Here is a 17,774-nt window from a genome sequence, read left to right on the forward strand (position 1 = left end):
CTTCTCGTAGTTGCCACCCTCGGCCTTGGTGATGGTGGTGCTCAAGGAGCTGCCGCCAGCCAGGGCATCGTTCGGCGCGGTGAAGTTCACGGTCCCGGAGGACTCGCCCACTGGGATGGTGATGGTCTGGCCGTTGGACAGGGTCACTACGACAGGGGAGCCGGTAACAGGGGCTGTGACCGAAGCGGTGTACACCACAGTGCCGCCTTCAGCAACGCTCGGCGTGGCAGTCAGGCTGACAGTCGAAGTGTCGATGGTATCGGTAACGTCAGTTACTGCTGGAGCAGGGTTGGTTGCCAGATCTTCAAAGTTGCCACCGTCAGCCTTGCTGATGGTGACTTCGACCTTACCGGCGTCCTTGTAGACGTCGTCCGCCGGGGCCGGAACGGTCACGGTTCCAGAGGTAGCGCCGGCGGCGATAGTGATTACAGCGCCGTTGCTCAAGGTCACGGTAACTGGGGTGCCCGCGGCGTTGGTCAGGGTCGCGGTGTAAACGATCGAGCCACCCTCGGCGACCGTATCGGTTGCACTAAGACTCAGCGTTGTGGTGTCGACAGTGTCAGTAACGGTGGTCTCAGCCGGTTTGTCGCTGGTCTCAAGCTTCTCGTAGTTACCACCCTCAGCCTTGGTGATGGTGGTGCTCAGGGAGCTGCCGCCAGCCAGAGCGTCGTTCGGCGCGGTGAAGTTCACGGTCCCGGAGGACTCGCCCACTGGGATGGTGATGGTCTGGCCGTTGGACAGGGTCACTACGACAGGGGAGCCGGTAACAGGGGCTGTGACCGAAGCGGTGTACACCACAGTGCCGCCTTCAGCGACGCTAGGCGTGGCGGTCAGGGAAACGGTGCTGGTGTCGATGGTGTCGGTAACGTCAGTTACTGCTGGAGCAGGGTTGGTTGCCAGATCTTCAAAATTGCCACCGTCAGCCTTGCTGATGGTGACTTCGACTTTGCCGGCGTCCTTGTAAACGTCATCGGCTGGTGCAGGAACAGTCACCGTCCCGGACGTGGCGCCGGCGGCGATGGTGATCACCGCGCCATTGCTTAGAGTCACGGTCACCGGCGTACCGGCCGCATTGGTCAAGGTAGCGGTGTAAACGATCGAACCGCCCTCTGCCACGGTGTCGGTGGCGCTGAGGCTCAGTGTTGTGGTGTCGACGGTATCGGTCACCGTGGTTTCAGCTGGCTTGTCGCTAGTTTCCAGCTTCTCGTAGTTACCACCTTCAGCTTTGGTGATGGTGGTGCTCAGAGAGCTGCCGCCAGCCAGGGCATCGTTCGGCGCGGTGAAATTCACGCTGCCGGAGGACTCGCCCACTGGGATGGTAATGGTCTGGCCATTGGACAGGGTCACTACGACAGGGGAGCCTGTGACAGGAGCGGTAACCGAAGCGGTGTACACCACGATCCCGCCTTCAGCGACGCTTGGTGTAGCAGTGAGGCTGACGGTCGACGTATCGATAGTATCGGTGACGTCGGTAACGGCAGGCGCTGGATTAGTGACCAGGTCTTCGAAGTTGCCGCCATCAGTTTTAGTGACGGTGACTTCGACCTTACCGGCGTCCTTGTAGACGTCGTCCGCCGGGGCCGGAACGGTCACGGTGCCCGATGTCGCGCCGGCGGCGATAGTGATTACAGCGCCGTTGCTCAGGGTCACGGTGACTGGGGTGCCCGCGGCGTTGGTCAGGGTCGCGGTGTAAACGATCGAACCGCCCTCGGCCACGGTGTCGGTAGCACTGAGGCTCAGTGTTGTGGTGTCGACGGTATCGGTCACCGTGGTTTCAGCTGGCTTGTCGCTGGTCTCCAGCTTCTCGTAGTTGCCACCTTCAGCTTTGGTGATGGTGGTGCTCAGGGAGCTGCCGCCAGCCAGGGCATCGTTCGGCGCGGTGAAGTTCACGCTACCGGAAGACTCACCGACAGGAATGGTGATGGTCTGGCCATTGGACAGGGTCACTACCACTGGCGAGCCGGTCACCGGAGCAGTAACCGAAGCGGTGTACACCACAATGCCACCTTCAGCGACGCTCGGTGTAGCAGTCAGGCTGACGGTCGACGTATCGATGGTGTCGGTGACATCGGTGACGGCGGGTGCTGGATTAGTGACCAGGTCTTCGAAGTTGCCGCCATCAGTTTTAGTGACGGTGACTTCGACTTTACCGGCGTCCTTGTAAACGTCATCGGCCGGGGCTGGAACGGTTACGGTGCCCGAGGTAGCGCCGGCAGCGATGGTAATGACTGCGCCGTTGGACAGAGTGACGGTCACCGGCGTGCCAGCGGCGTTAGTCAGAGTTGCGGTGTAAACAATCGAACCGCCTTCAGCCACGGTGTCGGTTGCCGACAGCGTCAGGGTCGTGGTGTCGACAGTGTCAGTAACGGTGGTCTCAGCCGGCTTGTCGCTGGTCTCCAGCTTCTCGTAGTTGCCACCCTCGGCCTTGGTGATGGTGGTGCTCAAGGAGCTGCCGCCAGCCAGGGCATCGTTCGGCGCGGTGAAGTTCACGGTCCCGGAGGACTCACCTACCGGGATGGTGATGGTCTGGCCGTTGGACAGGGTCACTACGACAGGGGAGCCGGTAACAGGGGCTGTGACCGAAGCGGTGTACACCACAGTGCCGCCTTCAGCGACGCTAGGCGTGGCGGTCAGCGAAACGGTGCTGGTGTCGATGGTGTCGGTAACGTCGGTCACGGCAGGCGCTGGATTGGTGACCAGGTCTTCGAAGTTGCCGCCATCAGTTTTAGTGACGGTGACTTCAACCTTGCCGGCATCTTTATAAACATCATCAGCGGGAGCAGGAACGGTCACGGTGCCCGAGGTAGCGCCGGCGGCGATGGTGATCACCGCGCCATTGCTTAGAGTGACGGTCACCGGCGTACCGGCCGCATTGGTCAAAGTAGCGGTGTAAACGATCGAGCCACCCTCGGCGACCGTATCGGTTGCCGACAGAGTCAGGGTTGTGGTGTCGACAGTATCGGTCACCGTGGTTTCAGCCGGCTTGTCGCTGGTTTCCAGCTTCTCGTAGTTGCCACCCTCAGCCTTGGTGATGGTGGTGCTCAAGGAGCTGCCGCCAGCCAGGGCATCGTTCGGCGCGGTGAAGTTCACGGTCCCGGAAGACTCACCTACCGGAATGGTGATGGTCTGCCCGTTGGACAGAGTTACTACGACAGGGGAGCCGGTAACAGGGGCTGTGACCGAAGCGGTGTACACCACAATGCCACCTTCAGCGACGCTCGGTGTAGCAGTCAGGCTGACGGTCGACGTATCGATGGTGTCGGTGACATCGGTGACGGCGGGTGCTGGATTAGTGACCAGGTCTTCGAAGTTTCCGCCGTCGGTTTTGGTAACAGTGACTTCAACCTTGCCGGCATCTTTATAAACATCATCAGCCGGAGCAGGAACAGTGACAGTGCCCGAAGTCGCGCCGGCAGCGATGGTGATCACTGCGCCGTTGGACAGAGTGACGGTCACAGGCGTGCCTGCGGCGTTAGTCAGGGTTGCGGTGTAAACAATCGAACCGCCTTCAGCCACGGTGTCGGTTGCCGACAGCGTCAGGGTCGTGGTGTCGACAGTGTCGGTAACGGTAGTTTCAGCCGGCTTGTCGCTGGCCTCCAGCTTCTCGTAATTGCCACCCTCAGCCTTGGTGATGGTGGTGCTCAGGGAGCTACCGCCAGCCAGGGCATCGTTCGGCGCGGTGAAGTTCACGGTCCCGGAGGACTCGCCCACTGGGATGGTGATGGTCTGGCCATTAGACAGAGTCACTACGACTGGCGAACCGGTGACAGGAGCGGTAACCGAAGCGGTGTACACCACGGTGCCGCCCTCCGCCACGCTCGGTGTGGCGGTCAGGCTGACGGTCGAAGTATCGATGGTGTCAGTAACATCGGTCACTGCCGGGGCCGGATCGGTGACCAGGTTTTCGAAGTTGCCGCCTTCTGTCTTGCTGACGGTGACTTCGACCTTGCCAGCGTCCTTGTAGACGTCGTCGGCCGGTGCAGGAACGCTGATGCTGCCGCTGCTGGCACCGGCGGCGATGCTGATCACCGCGCCGTTGGACAGGGTCACGGTGAGCGCGGTGCCCGCCGGGTTGGTCAGGGTGGCGGTGTAGACAATGGTGCCGCCCTCGGCCACTTCAGCGGTGGCCGTGAGGCTCAGGCCGGTGTCGTCGATCGAGTCGGTGATGGTGGTCACCGCCTTGTCGGTGCTGGGCTCCAGATTCTCGAAGTTGCCGCCTTCGGCCTTGGTGATGCCGACTTCAACCGTGCCGCCGTTCTTGTAGACGTCGTTGGGCGGGGTCGCCACGCTGATCGAGCCCGTGGACTTGCCGGCTTCGATGGTGATCACCGAGCCGTTGGACAAGGTGATGCTCACCGGGGTCTGCGCCGGGTTGGTCAAGGTGGCGGTGTAGGTGATCTGCCCACCTTCGGTGACGCTGCTGTCGGCTGTCAGGGTCACGGTGGTGGTGTCGATGGTATCGGTGACCTGGGTGACCGCTGGGCTCGGGTCGACGGTGACCACCAGGCCGGCGCCGCCCGTGGTGCCGGTCACGTTCACGCTGATCTGGCTCGGATCGATGTAGACGCTGTCCTGGGGGGCCAGCGGGACTTGCACGCTACCGGTGGTTTGCCCGGCGGTGATCACGATCACGGCGCCATTGGACAGGGTGATCGTCAGGTCGCTCAGCGGCGCCTGGGTGAGGGTCGCGGTGTACACCAGGGTGCCACCGGCCTCGGTGATGGTCGGGGTGGCGCCCAGGGTCAGGGTCGCGGGACGCAGGGTATCGCTGCCGCTGCCATTGCCACCGGCCAAGCCGTTATTGGTGTTCAGGCCGCCGACGGTGTTGTCCTGGGCCGACGTCGCCAGGCCCAGTCCGGCCGTGGGGAAGCCAATGGTCGGATCGACCCGGCCGGCGGTTTCCTGCAATTGCACAAAACTGTGCCCGCCGCCCGCGGCGCCCCCGGTTCCGGCGGCGGTCGGGCCGGCGGCAGTGGCTTCCAGGTCGGTGGTCGGGTCGGCACCGGCGGCAATGGCTTGCTGCAGTTCAGCCACCGAAGGAGCCGCCTGGGCGCTGGCCTGGGCGCTGGCCTGGGCCAAGTCGGTGCTGGAGTCCGGTGCGGCGCTGCTCCATTGAGTGTCACGGCCAAGGTCGAGGGTGCGCCCGTCGGTCAGTTCCAGGCTGACGGCTCCGGCCGGACCGGTGTCGACCTGGTCCCCCACGAACAGACGATCACCTTCGATAAGGACACGCCGGATTCCTTCCGGAGATACCACAAAAACTTGACCGACAATGCTTTTGACGATGGCAACAACACTGCTCATTGGGGACTCTCCGGTGTACCGCTCAGTCGACTTCCATGTACCGGCTTGGGCGCTGGCCGCAACTCCGTCTGGACGTACATTGCTGTGTAATTAGGAACGGGTATTTGACAGATTGGCTGTCAATAAATTGGCTATAATTTTTCAGTATTAACTTTGTGCCAAACTATTGACCTTATGGGTGCCATCCTAAACAATCGCCTGATTAATGTCACATTGATATTTATGCCGTAGCCTGACTTGAAGTATGTGAACCAGTTCTTAGTTTGAACTTTCCGACGGACGGTGGTTACAAGTGTAATTTTTCAGTGTGGTGCCACGTTCTGACGTGATTGTGGACATGCTGTCCGAGGGAAATTCCTACCATGCGTTTTCATCTGTTCAAGGCCTTGCCGTTTGCCTTAGCCGCCAGCTTCGTGCAGGCACAGACCCTTCCTGAAGCCATGCAGAAAGCACTGGATGTGCACCCGGAGATTCAAGCTGGGGTGAACAGCCGTCTGGCCGCCGACTACCAACTTAAAGCGGCGCGAGGTGGCTATTTGCCGCGAGTCGATATGCTGGCCGGCTATGGTCGCGAGGGCACCGACAACCCTACTACCCGTGCGGGTACAGGGAGCAATCACTGGGAAACCTTGAACCGCGGTGAGTCAAGTTTGCGTCTCCAGCAAATGGTGTTTGACGGCTTTGCCACCTCCAGTGAAGTAGGGCGTCAACAAGCCACCGTCAATTCTCGGGCTTATTCCTTGCTGGGCACCTCCGAGCGCACGGCTCTGACCGTGGCCCAGGTGTACCTGGACGTGCTGACCCGTCGCCAGTTCGTCCAACTGGCGGAAGACAACCTGCGCAATCACGAACGCATCTACGACCAGATCAGGCTGCGCACCCAGCGTGGCGTGGGCAGCGGCGCGGACCTGGACCAGGCCGAAGCGCGGATGGCCCAGGCCCGCAACAACCTGATCACCGAACAGACCAACCTGGCTGATGCCCAGACCAACTTCCTGAGCGCGGTCGGGCAAGTGCCCGATCAACTGGAGCGTCCGGCCAGTTTTATGGCGTTGCTGCCGGCCACCCTCGATGAGGCCCAGCGCCAGATGCTGGAGAACAGTCCGATCCTGCGCTCCGCCGAGTCCGATATTGTTGCTGCCGAGAAGCAGTACGACGCCGCCAAGTCGGCCTTCTATCCACGCTTCGACGCTGAGCTGGGCCGTACCGCAGATAACGACCTGGACGGTCAGAACGGCCACAACAACGAATGGCAGGCCATGCTGCGCATGCGCTTCAACCTGTTTGCCGGTGGCAGCAACAAGGCGGACCTGGAGTCCAAGGCGTACCAGTCGAACCAGGCCCTGGACATTCGCAACAACGCCCTGCGGGTGTTGAACGAGGAGCTGGGCCTGGCCTGGAACGCCTTGAACAACGCCAACGCCCAGGTGCCGATCGCCCAGCAATATGTCGATCACAGCACCAGTGTGCGCACCGCCTACCAGAAGCAGTTCAGCCTGGGCGAGCGTACGCTGCTGGACTTGCTCGACAGTGAAAACGAGTTGTTCACCGCTTCCCGGCGTTTGGCCGAGATCCAGAACATTCAGTTATTTACTCAGTATCGAATCAAGGCGACCATGGGCGAGTTGCTCAAGAGCCAAGGAGTGGTCGCACCTATGGCTGCCGTCGTGCAAAACGACGTGAAGCCCAAGGTCCAACTGCCTGGGATGAATTGAGCTAACGTTCATCCAACAGCCAGTCAAGAGTGTCGAGTGTGGAATCAGAAGTCAGTCGAGTACAACTCAGTCATGATCCGCGCGGCATGCATGACGATCCCTTGCTGGATGGATTGCTGACCCTCTGCTTCCTGCACCAGAAGCCTGCCAGCGCGGCAATGCTGACCACCGGTCTGCCCTTGCCGTCGCAGCGCCTGAGCCCTGAACTGCTGCCCCGTGCAGCTGCCCGGGCCGGCTTGCAGGGCCGCGTGCTGCGGCGCAAGCTCGAGCAGATCCCGATCATCGCCATGCCCGCCCTGCTGTTGCTCAAGGACGGTCGCAGTGCCGTGCTGCTGGGGTGGCAGGGTGAGGATCAGGCGCGCCTGTTGCTCAGCGAGAGCGACGGCGGTGAAGTCTGCGTCAACCGTCAGTTGCTGGCCGACGACTACAGTGGGCAGGTGTTCTTCGCCCAGCCCCAGCACAAGTTCGACGTCAATCACGGCTCGCTGATTCCCCGCGCCCGCTCCTGGTTCCGCGACACCCTCAAGCGTTCGCGCTGGCTATATGCCGATGCCATCGCCGCAAGCCTGTTGATCAACATCATCGCCATGGCTGCGCCGCTGTTCGTGATGAACGTCTACGACCGTGTCGTGCCCAACCAGGCGACCTCGACCCTGTGGGTGCTGTCCATCGGCATCATGGGCGCCTATGTCTTCGACCTGATCCTCAAGGGCCTGCGCAGCCTGTGCCTGGACCTGGCCGGGAAAAAGACCGACCTGATCATTTCCGCCACGCTGTTCGAACGCATCGTCGGCATGGCCATGAAGTACCGCCCGGCCCGGGTCGGCAGCTTTGCCCAGAACATCCATGAGTTCCAGAGTCTGCGGGACTTCCTCGCCTCCCTGACCCTGACCAGCCTGATCGACCTGCCGTTCACCCTGCTGATCTTCCTGGTGATCGCCATCCTCGGCGGCCACCTGGTGTGGATTCCGGTGCTGGCCTTTCCGATTGCCCTGGGCATCGGCTATGCCCTGCAGAAACCGCTGATCGCCACCATGGAAAAAACCATGGCCCTGGGGGCCGAGCGCCAGTCGAGCCTGATCGAAACCCTGGCCGGGCTGGATGCGGTCAAGGTCAACAACGCCGAAAGCGAACGCCAGTACCAGTGGGAGCAGACCATCGGCACCCTCAGCCGCCTTGAACTGCGGGTGAAGATGCTGTCCAGCCTGGCGATGAACATCACCTTGCTGATCCAGCAACTGGCCGGGGTGATCATGATCATCTTCGGCGTGTACCAGATCATCGACGGCAACCTCAGCATGGGCGGGCTGATCGCCTGCTACATGCTCAGCGGTCGGGCGCTGAGCCCGCTGGCGTCGCTGTCCGGATTGCTGACCCGCTACCAGCAGGCCCGCGTCACCATGACCTCGGTGGATCAGATGATGGAGCTGCCCCAGGAGCGCAATTTCGACGAGCGCCCCCTGAGCCGCAGCGTGCTGCAGGGCGCCATCGAGTGCCGGCAACTGAGCTTCACCTATCCGGGCCAGCAGAACCCGGCGCTGAAAAACATCAACCTGGTGATCAAGCCGGGGGAGAAGGTCGGCATCATCGGTCGCAGCGGTTCAGGCAAGAGCTCCCTGGCCAAGTTGCTGGTGGGCCTCTACCAGCCGGACTCCGGGGCCTTGCTGGTGGACGGCGTGGATATTCGCCAGATCGACGTCAGCGAGCTGCGCCACAACATCGGTTATGTGCCCCAGGACATCCAGCTGCTGGCCGGCACCCTGCGGGACAACCTGACCTCCGGTGCCCGTTACGTCGAAGACGAACTGGTGCTGCAAGCCGCCGAATTGGCGGGGGTTCACGAATTCGCCCGGCTGCACCCGCAAGGCTATGAACTGCAAGTGGGCGAGCGCGGGCAGAACCTGTCCGGCGGCCAGCGGCAGAACGTGGCCCTGGCTCGCGCATTGCTGCTCAACCCACCGATCCTGTTGCTCGACGAGCCCACCAGTGCCATGGACAACACCGGTGAAGAGCGCCTGAAGCAACGGCTGGAGGCCGTGGTGCAGAGCAAGACCGTGGTGCTGGTGACTCACCGGGCCTCGTTGTTGTCCCTGGTGGACCGGTTGCTGGTGGTGGATCGAGGGCAGATCCTGGCCGATGGCCCGAAAGCCGTGGTGATGGAAGCGTTGAAGAAGGGGCAGATCAGTGTTGCTTAAGTCGTTCAAGGACTCGATCCGCCGCTATTTCAAAGGCACCGACTCGCTCCAGGGGCAGCCATTGCCCGAGGTCAACAAGGCCCTGATCGAAGATGCACCGCGGGTCATTCGCCTGACCATCTGGGGCATCATCGGGTTCTTCCTGTTCCTTTTGCTGTGGGCCAACTTCGCGGTGATCGACGAAGTGACCAAGGGCGAGGGCAAGGCGATTCCTTCCTCCAAGGTGCAGAAGATCCAGAACCTGGAAGGCGGTATCGTCTCCGAGCTGTACGTCAAGGAGGGCCAGGTGGTGGAGGCCGGTGCGCCGCTGATCCGCCTGGACGACACGCGCTTCCAGTCCAACGTCGGCGAAACCGAAACCGTGCGCCTGTCCATGCTGCTGCGGGTCGAGCGCCTGAGCGCCGAAGTCGATGATCGCGCGCTGGCCTTCCCCGAGGACGCGCTCAAGGATGCGCCAGGCCAGGCGGCCAGCGAAAAATCCTTGTACGAGAGCCGTCGCCAGCAATTGCACGACGAGATCGGCGGGCTGCAGGAGCAACTGATCCAGAAACAACAGGAACTGCGCGAGTTCACCTCCAAGCAGGCCCAGTACCGCCAGCAACTGGGCTTGCAGCGCCAGGAAATCAACATGTCCGAGCCCCTGGTGGCCCAGGGCGCGGTGTCGCCGGTGGAAGTGCTGCGGCTCAAGCGTGCCGAGGTGGAAACCCGCGGCCAGCTGGATGCCACCACCCTGGCGATTCCCCGTGCCGAATCGGCGATCAAGGAAGTACAGCGCAAGATCGACGAAACTCGCGGCAAGTTCCGCAGTGAGGCCCTGACCCAGCTCAACGAGGCCCGCACCGAACTGAACAAGGCCAGCGCCACCGGCAAGGCCCTGGAAGACCGGGTCAGCCGGACCCTGGTGACCTCGCCGGTGCGCGGCATCGTCAAGCAGCTGATGGTCAACACCATCGGCGGGGTGATCCAGCCCGGCAGCGACATGGTGGAAATCGTGCCTCTGGACGACACCCTGCTGGTGGAGGCCAAGATCCGGCCCCAGGACATTGCCTTCCTGCACCCCGGGCAGGAAGCGATCGTCAAGTTCAGTGCCTACGACTACACCATCTATGGCGGACTCAAGGCCCGCCTGGAGCAGATCGGCGCCGACACCATCACCGACGAAGACAAGAAGACCACCTACTACATGATCAAGCTGCGCACCGACCGCAGCCACCTGGGCACTGATGACAAGCCGCTGCTGATCATCCCCGGGATGGTCGCCTCGGTGGACATCATCACCGGCAAGAAGAGCATCCTCAGCTACCTGCTCAAGCCGATCATCCGCGCCCGCGCCGAAGCCCTGCACGAACGCTGATCCGTGTAAAAAACCACCGTGCCAGCCCCGTAGGAGCTGGCTTGCCAGCGAAGGGGCCCCTGAGAGCGCCTTCACCGGCAAGCCGGCTCCTCCAGGCCGCGCCACATTGCGCCGCCTGCAAAGGCCATGGAATCCATCGGTGGCGTACCGTGCATGACCAGCGCATCGCCTGAATCAACATATCGTTATTCTCTAACGGTATTTAAATTCGCTTTCTTATATCTATAAAGTCAACTCCCTGCGTACCTGCCGACCAATCGGCGCGCCGCACGAAATGAACCCACACGGGATCTCCGTGAGTTTCTGATCGACGCGCGCGCCCTGGGCGCGCCTGCGCGGGAGTTTCAGTCATGTCTGCATCAGCCAGTGCCGCCTCCATTGCCGCACAAGCTTTCGAAATCCGCCCCTTGAATGGGGCTGTAGGTGCCGAGATCGTCGGCCTCGACCTGTCCCGGCCAGTCAACGACCAGGACTTCGCCCGCATCCACCGCGCCCACCTGGATCATCACGTAGTGGTGTTCCGCGACCAGCGCATCAGCCCCGAACAGCAGATTGCCTTCAGCCGTCGCTTCGGTGTGTTGCAGATTCATGTGCTCAAGCAGTTCCTGCTGGCCGGGCACCCGGAAATCCTCATCGTTTCCAACATCATCGAGAACGACCAGTCCATCGGCCTGGGGGACGCCGGCAAGTTCTGGCACTCGGACCTCTCCTACAAGGAGCTGCCGAGCCTGGGCTCGATGCTGCACGCCCAGGAACTGCCAGCCGAAGGGGGCGACACCCTGTTCGCCAACATGCACCAGGCCTGGGACAACTTGCCCGAGGCGCTGCGCAAGGCGGTCGAGGGGCGCAGCGCCGCCCACTCCTACACCGCGCGCTACAGCGAGACCAAGTTCGAAGGCAACTGGCGCCCGACCCTGACCCCGGAGCAACTGGCCCAGGTTGCCGAGGTGGTGCACCCGGTGGTGCGCACTCACCCGGAAAACGGCCGCAAGGCGTTGTTCGTCAGCGAAGGCTTCACCACCCGCATCGTTGGCCTGCTGGAAGACGAAAGCGCCCAGTTGCTGGCCGAGCTGTATGCCCACAGCGTGCTGCCGGACAACATCTACCGCCATCAATGGCAGCCCCACGACCTGGTGTTCTGGGACAACCGCTCGCTGATCCACCTGGCCGCCGGTTGCCCGAGCCATCTGCGCCGCAAGCTGTATCGCACCACCATCCAGGGCGACGCCCCTTACTGATCAGCCAGGCACGGCAGGAGAGTCACCATGTCCTTATCCATTCCCTTCATTCCCCGCCTCGGCAAACTGGCCACGGCCATCGGCCTGGGTTTCAGCCTGCTGGCCGGCAGCCTGGTCGCGCCTGCGCCAGCCCAGGCCGAAGGCGAGATCCGCATCGCTGAACAGTTCGGTATCGTCTACCTGCTGCTCAATGTGGTGCGCGACCAGAACCTGATCGAAAAGCACGGCAAGGAGCAGGGCATCGACATCAAGGTCGACTGGACCCAGCTGTCCGGCGGCGCAGCGGTCAACGACGCCTTGCTGTCGGGCTCGATCGACATTGCCGGGGCCGGCGTCGGGCCGCTGCTGACCATCTGGGATCGCACCCACGGCCGACAGAACGTCAAGGCCGTAGCCTCTCTCGGTAACTTTCCCTACTACCTGGTGAGCAACAATCCCAAGGTCAAGACCATCGCCGACTTCACCGACAAGGACCGCATTGCGGTACCGGCGGTGGGGGTTTCGGTGCAGTCGCGCTTTCTTCAATACGCCGCCGCCAAGCAATGGGGCGACAAGGAATTCAATCGCCTGGACAAGTACACCATCGCCGTTCCCCACCCGGATGCCACCGCCGCGCTGATTGCCGGCGGCACCGAGCTGACCGGGCACTTCTCCAACCCGCCATTCCAGGACCAGGCCCTGGAGAACCCCAATGTGCACGTGGTGCTCAATACCTACGACCTGCTGGGGCCCAACTCGCCGACGGTGCTGTTCGCCACCGAGAAATTCCGCAACGACAACCCCAAGACCTACAAGGCCTTCGTCGAAGCCCTGGCTGAAGCGGCTGAGTTCGCCCAGCACGACAAGGGCGCAGCCGCCGATACCTACATCCGCGTGACCAAGGCCAAGATCGACCGCAGCGCCTTGCTGAAGATCATCGACAACCCGCAGTTCGAGTTCAGCGTGACACCGAAAAACACCTACCCGCTGGCGGAATTCCTCTACCGGGTCGGTGCGATCAAGAACAAGCCCGAGTCGTGGAAGGACTACTTCTTCCAGGACGCCAAACCGTTGCAGGGGAGCTGATTGCCATGAACGCCGCCTTGCCAGGCCACACGGCCAGCAACTCCACGGCCATCGCCCAAGCACTGTTGGCGGTGGAACACGTCAGCCTGGAATACCGCACCCCGCAGCGGGTGGTGCGGGCCACCCACCAGGTGAGTTTCGAGGTGGATCCGGCCGACCGCTTTGTCCTGCTGGGGCCTTCAGGCTGCGGCAAGTCGACCCTGCTCAAGGCCGTGGCCGGGTTCATCCAGCCCTGCGAGGGCGAGATTCGCCTGCAAGGCCAGCGCGTCAGCCAGCCCGGGCCGGATCGTATCGTGGTGTTCCAGGAGTTCGACCAGTTGCCCCCCTGGAAAACCGTGAAACAGAACGTGATGTTTCCCCTGCTGGCGTCGAAGACCCTCGGCCGCCGCGCGGCCGAAGAGCGTGCCCTGGAATACCTGGAAAAAGTCGGCCTGGCGGCTTTCGCCGATGCCTATCCGCATACCCTGTCCGGTGGCATGAAAGCCCGGGTGGCGATCGCTCGCGCCCTGGCCATGCAGCCGAAGATCCTGCTGATGGACGAGCCTTTCGCCGCCCTCGACGCCTTGACCCGACGCAAGATGCAGGAGGAGTTGCTGCGGCTCTGGGAGGAGGTGCGCTTCACCTTGCTGTTCGTCACTCACTCCATCGAGGAAGCGCTGGTGGTGGGCAATCGCATCCTCCTGCTGTCGCCTCATCCGGGGCGCGTGCGGGCGGAAGTCCACAGCCATCAGTACGACCTGCAGAGCCTCGGTGGCGTGGCCTTTCAGCAGACCGCGCGGCGTATCCACCGCTTGCTGTTCGATGAAGGCCAATCGCCGGAAACTGAAACCGAGCTGGATTTCGCCGATATCCGTATCGCTTATTGAGCCGTCAGGCCACCGTTGAACGAGGAATGCCCGATGAGCCACTCATCCCCTGCGCGCGAGGAATACGAAGTTGTCCTGCAGCCCTTGCTGCAAGTGCCCCTGGAGCGCGAGCTGCCCCTGGGTCAGCGCCTCTGGCAACAAGGCTGGTTGCGCAAGAGCCTGATCCTGGTCCTGCTGGCGCTGCTCTGGGAAGCCGTGGCCCGTTACCAGAACAACGACCTGCTGCTACCGAGTTTTCTGCAAACCGCCAGCGCGCTTTACCAGGGCCTGCTCAGCGGCGAATTGCTGGGCAAGGTGGGCATTTCCCTGGTGGTGCTGCTCAAGGGCTACCTGATCGGCATCGTCCTGGCGTTTGCCTTGACCACCCTGGCGGTCTCGACCCGGCTTGGGCGTGACCTGCTGAGCACCCTGACCTCGATGTTCAATCCGCTGCCGGCGATTGCCCTGCTGCCCCTGGCGCTGCTGTGGTTCGGCCTGGGGCAGAACAGCCTGATCTTCGTGCTGGTGCATTCGGTGCTCTGGGCTTTGGCCTTGAACACCTACGCCGGGTTTCTCGGGGTTTCCGAAACCCTGCGCATGGCCGGGCGCAACTACGGCCTCAAGGGCCTGCGCCTGGTGCTGTTCATCCTGATCCCGGCGGCGCTGCCGTCGATTCTCGCCGGGCTGAAGATCGGCTGGGCCTTCGCCTGGCGCACCCTGATCGCTGCCGAGCTGGTGTTCGGCGCCACCAGCGGCAAGGGTGGCCTGGGCTGGTACATCTTCCAGAACCGCAATGAGCTGTACACCGACAAGGTGTTTGCCGGGCTGGCCGTGGTGATCCTCATCGGCCTGCTGGTGGAAAACCTGATCTTCGACACCCTGGAGCGGATCACGGTAAAACGCTGGGGCATGCAGCGCTGAGCTACCTCGTCCGCCAGCCCCCCCGACCGTAGGAGCTGGCTTGCCAGCGAAGGCGTCCTCAAGGGCTATGCAAGGTTCGAGGGCCCATTCGCCGGCAAGCCGGCTCCTACGGGTAGTGCCGGGTTTGCGGGCAAGGATTGATCTCCCTCACTTTCCTTGGTGGCAAGCCTGCTAGCATTGCGCCTGGATCATCCCTGACCAGTCACGAGTGCTCAGCATGCAACTTCCGGACATGAACCTGCTGGTGGCCCTCGACGCCCTGCTCGACGAGGGCAGCGTAGTCGGCGCCGCGCGGCGCATGAACCTCAGCCCGGCGGCCATGAGCCGGACCCTGACGCGGATCCGCGACGCCCTCGGCGACCCGGTGCTGGTACGTGCCGGACGCGGCCTGGTGCCCACCCCCAAGGCCCTGGAACTGCGCAGCCAGGTGCGTGATGTGGTGGAGCAGGCGGCGCTGGTGTTTCGCTCGGCGGACAAGGTCGACCTGGGTTCCCTGCAACGGCGCTTCAACGTGCGCGCCAACGATTTTTTCGTCGGCGTGTATGGCGGTCGCCTCATCGATACCCTGGAGCGTCAGGCGCCCTTGTGCGAACTGCGCTTCGTGCCCGAAGGCGATGGCGATGACGAGGCCCTGCGGGAGGGAAGGATCGACCTGCGGATCAGCAACACCCGGCCCCTGACCCCGGAAGTCAAGGTGCAGAACCTGTTCACCACCGCCTTTGTCGGCCTGGTGCGCGAAGGCCACCCGCTGTTGGACGAAGACATCACCGCCGAGCGTTTTGCCGCGTTTCCCCATATCAGCATGTCTCGCCGGGGCATAGCCCGTGGCCCGATCGATGCGGCCCTGGCCGAGCAGGGCCTGGAGCGCCGAGTGCCGCTGATTGCCCCGAGCTTCCACGCCGCCATGTTCATGCTGCCGGATTCGGACCTGATCCTGCCGGTGCCCCAGGAAACCCTGCTCAGCGTCTCGCGCCTGGGGCTGCGTTTAAGTTCGTTCGTGCTGCCGATCTCCCTGCCGACCCTGGTCCTGACCCAGGCCTGGCACCCGCGCTACGACAAGGACCCGGCGCACAAGTGGTTCCGCGAAACCCTGCGCACCTCCTGCCAGGCCACCTGGCAGGAAGCCCAGCCCAGCGCTTTGTAGGGGCCGGCTTGAGGGCCTCTTCGCTGGCGAGCCAGCTCCTACGGTCCATCTGCAGCCTGCGCCACTCCTGTAGGAGCCGGCTTGCCGGCGAATGCGGTCTTGAGGGCCTCTTCGCTGGCGAGCCAGCTCCTACGGTCCATCTGCCGCCTGCGCCACTCCTGTAGGAGCCGGCTTGCCGGCGAATGCGGGCTTGAGGGCCTCTTCGCTGGCGAGCCAGCTCCTACGGTTCATCTGCCGCCTGCGCCACTCCTGTAGGAGCCGGCTTGCCGGCGAATGCGGTCTTGAGGGCCCCTTCGCTGGCAAGCCAGCTCCTACGGTCAATAGGCTGAATCGTTGCGTTTGGTGCACTTATAAGCTGTCGATAAGTCAGTTTTCGTCAGCATCGGCTGTTCATAAACTGCTCTGGTTTTCTTGTCTGGAGCAGTATTTCCATGAGTTCCCTCGCTGTCGCTGCGCCTGCTTCGGTTGAAGCCGCCAGCAAGCCGGCAGCCATTGCACCGCCGGTGTTCGGGCCGCGGATCATCATCGGCCTGGTGGGCGTGCTGCTGGCGGTGCTGGTCTCGGGTCTCAACGAGATGGTGACCAAGATCGCCCTGGCGGACATTCGTGGTGCGCTGTTCATCGGCTACGACGAAGGTACCTGGCTGGTGGCCTGCTACACCGCCACCTCGGTGGCGGCCATGGCCTTCGCCCCCTGGTGTTCGGTGACCTTTTCCCTGCGGCGCTTCACCCTGTGTGCGATTGCCCTCTTCACCCTGCTGGGGGTGCTGTGCCCCTTTGCCCCGAACTACCAGAGCCTGTTGCTGCTGCGCACCCTGCAAGGCCTGGCCGGCGGTGCCCTGCCGCCGATGCTGATGACCGTGGCCCTGCGTTTCCTGCCGGCCAACGTCAAGCTCTACGGCTTGGCGGGTTATGCCTTGACGGCCACCTTCGGCCCGAGCCTGGGCACGCCCCTGGCGGCGCTCTGGACCGAGTACGTGGGCTGGCGCTGGGCCTTCTGGCAGGTGGTAGCCCCTTGCCTGCTGGCCATGGCGGCGGTGGCCTACGGCTTGCCCCAGGACCCGCTGCGCCTGGAGCGCTTCAAGCAGTTCAACTGGCGTGGCCTGCTGCTGGGTTTCCCGGCGATCTGCATGCTGGTGATTGGCATCCTGCAGGGCAACCGCCTGGACTGGTTCGAATCGCCGCTGATCAGTGTGCTGCTGGTGGGCGGGCTGTTGTTGCTGGTGCTGTTCATGATCAACGAATGGTCGCAGCCGATCCCCTTCTTCAAGTTGCAGATGCTCGGCATCCGCAACCTGTCCTTTGCCCTGCTGACCCTGGCCGGGGTGCTGGTGGTGCTGACGGCGGTGATCATCATTCCTTCGGCCTACCTGGCTCAGGTCCAGGGTTACCGGCCGCTGCAAACCGCGCCGGTGATGCTGGTGATGGCCTTGCCGCAGTTGCTTGCCCTGCCGCTGGTGGCGGCCCTGTGCAACCTGCGCTGGGTCGACTGCCGCTGGGTGCTGGGCATTGGCCTGGGGATGCTGGTGCTGTCCTGCCTGGGGGGCACGCACCTGACCTCGGCCTGGATCCGCGACGATTTCTACGTGCTGCAACTGCTGCAGATCTTCGGCCAGCCGATGGCGGTGCTGCCGCTGCTGATGCTTTCCACCGGCAGCATCGTGCCGGTTGAAGGGCCCTTCGCTTCGGCCTGGTTCAACACCGTGAAAGGCCTGGCGGCAGTGATCGCCACCGGCGTGCTGGATGTGCTGACCACCCACCGCCTGCACTTTCACTCGACGATGCTGGTGGACAGCCTGGGCAACTCGCCGCTGGTGGAAGGCTCCGTGGCGGGCCTCGCCCAGCGCCTGCACCAGCAGGCCGTGGTGCTGACATCCGCCGACCTCTACTACTGCATGGCGGGGGTAGCCGCGGTGCTGATCCTGCTGATTTTCTGGCTGCCGACGCGGATCTATCCACCGCGGGCGCCAACTTGAGTGATACGGAAGGTTTT

Annotated in this window: 10 protein-coding genes; 9 read left to right on the forward strand and 1 reads right to left on the reverse strand. The window is 63.0% G+C overall.

Annotated elements, in window-relative coordinates; translation table 11 throughout:
• Positions 1 to 5,304 (reverse strand): retention module-containing protein (locus U873_RS0129595; RefSeq protein WP_025131689.1); only part of this gene is annotated, 5,304 nt, incomplete at its 3' end.
• 362 nt (positions 5,305 to 5,666) lie between these two features.
• On the opposite strand from U873_RS0129595, the gene U873_RS0129600 reads away from it, so the two are divergent.
• From U873_RS0129600 to U873_RS0129640, 9 genes are all read left to right on the forward strand, one after another.
• Positions 5,667 to 7,019 (forward strand): TolC family outer membrane protein, encoded by a 1,353-nt coding sequence (locus U873_RS0129600; RefSeq protein WP_025131690.1) that lies wholly within the window; start codon positions 5,667 to 5,669, stop codon positions 7,017 to 7,019.
• A 38-nt stretch (positions 7,020 to 7,057) separates the two neighbouring features.
• Positions 7,058 to 9,214, forward strand: coding sequence for a type I secretion system permease/ATPase (locus tag U873_RS0129605; RefSeq protein ID WP_025131691.1), 2,157 nt, complete (start codon positions 7,058 to 7,060; stop codon positions 9,212 to 9,214).
• On the forward strand, positions 9,204 to 10,568 hold the full coding sequence (locus U873_RS0129610; protein ID WP_025131692.1) for an HlyD family type I secretion periplasmic adaptor subunit: 1,365 nt from the start codon (positions 9,204 to 9,206) through the stop codon (positions 10,566 to 10,568). Before U873_RS0129605 ends, U873_RS0129610 begins: the two co-directional genes overlap by 11 nt.
• Positions 10,569 to 10,918: 350 nt before the next feature.
• A complete protein-coding gene (locus tag U873_RS0129615; protein WP_025131693.1) occupies positions 10,919 to 11,806 on the forward strand; it encodes a TauD/TfdA family dioxygenase in 888 nt (295 codons plus the stop codon).
• A 27-nt stretch (positions 11,807 to 11,833) separates the two neighbouring features.
• Complete coding sequence (locus U873_RS0129620; protein WP_025131694.1) at positions 11,834 to 12,871, forward strand: ABC transporter substrate-binding protein; 1,038 nt, start codon at positions 11,834 to 11,836, stop codon at positions 12,869 to 12,871.
• Between the two features lie 5 nt (positions 12,872 to 12,876).
• On the forward strand, positions 12,877 to 13,737 hold the full coding sequence (locus tag U873_RS0129625) for an ABC transporter ATP-binding protein (RefSeq protein ID WP_025131695.1): 861 nt from the start codon (positions 12,877 to 12,879) through the stop codon (positions 13,735 to 13,737).
• 33 nt (positions 13,738 to 13,770) lie between these two features.
• Positions 13,771 to 14,637, forward strand: coding sequence for an ABC transporter permease (locus U873_RS0129630; RefSeq protein ID WP_011058521.1), 867 nt, complete (start codon positions 13,771 to 13,773; stop codon positions 14,635 to 14,637).
• Between the two features lie 217 nt (positions 14,638 to 14,854).
• Entirely contained in the window at positions 14,855 to 15,781 is a 927-nt protein-coding gene (locus tag U873_RS0129635) for a LysR family transcriptional regulator (RefSeq protein WP_025131696.1), read from the forward strand.
• Between the two features lie 431 nt (positions 15,782 to 16,212).
• Positions 16,213 to 17,757, forward strand: a complete 1,545-nt coding sequence (locus U873_RS0129640; RefSeq protein WP_025131697.1) for an MFS transporter — start codon at positions 16,213 to 16,215, stop codon at positions 17,755 to 17,757.
• Positions 17,758 to 17,774: the final 17 nt, after the last annotated feature.

The organism is Pseudomonas sp. PH1b (genome assembly GCF_000633395.1).
In the GTDB taxonomy this organism is placed as follows: Bacteria; Pseudomonadota; Gammaproteobacteria; order Pseudomonadales; family Pseudomonadaceae; genus Aquipseudomonas.

What these genes read in the sequence shown, in the direction of transcription:
- U873_RS0129600 (WP_025131690.1), top strand. Translation starts at nt 5,667, where the DNA reads ATGCGTTTTCATCTGTTCAAGGCCTTGCCGTTTGCCTTAGCCGCCAGC.
- U873_RS0129615 (WP_025131693.1), top strand. Translation starts at nt 10,919, where the DNA reads ATGTCTGCATCAGCCAGTGCCGCCTCCATTGCCGCACAAGCTTTCGAA.
- U873_RS0129620 (WP_025131694.1), top strand. Translation starts at nt 11,834, where the DNA reads ATGTCCTTATCCATTCCCTTCATTCCCCGCCTCGGCAAACTGGCCACG.
- U873_RS0129625 (WP_025131695.1), top strand. Translation starts at nt 12,877, where the DNA reads ATGAACGCCGCCTTGCCAGGCCACACGGCCAGCAACTCCACGGCCATC.
- U873_RS0129630 (WP_011058521.1), top strand. Translation starts at nt 13,771, where the DNA reads ATGAGCCACTCATCCCCTGCGCGCGAGGAATACGAAGTTGTCCTGCAG.
- U873_RS0129635 (WP_025131696.1), top strand. Translation starts at nt 14,855, where the DNA reads ATGCAACTTCCGGACATGAACCTGCTGGTGGCCCTCGACGCCCTGCTC.
- U873_RS0129640 (WP_025131697.1), top strand. Translation starts at nt 16,213, where the DNA reads ATGAGTTCCCTCGCTGTCGCTGCGCCTGCTTCGGTTGAAGCCGCCAGC.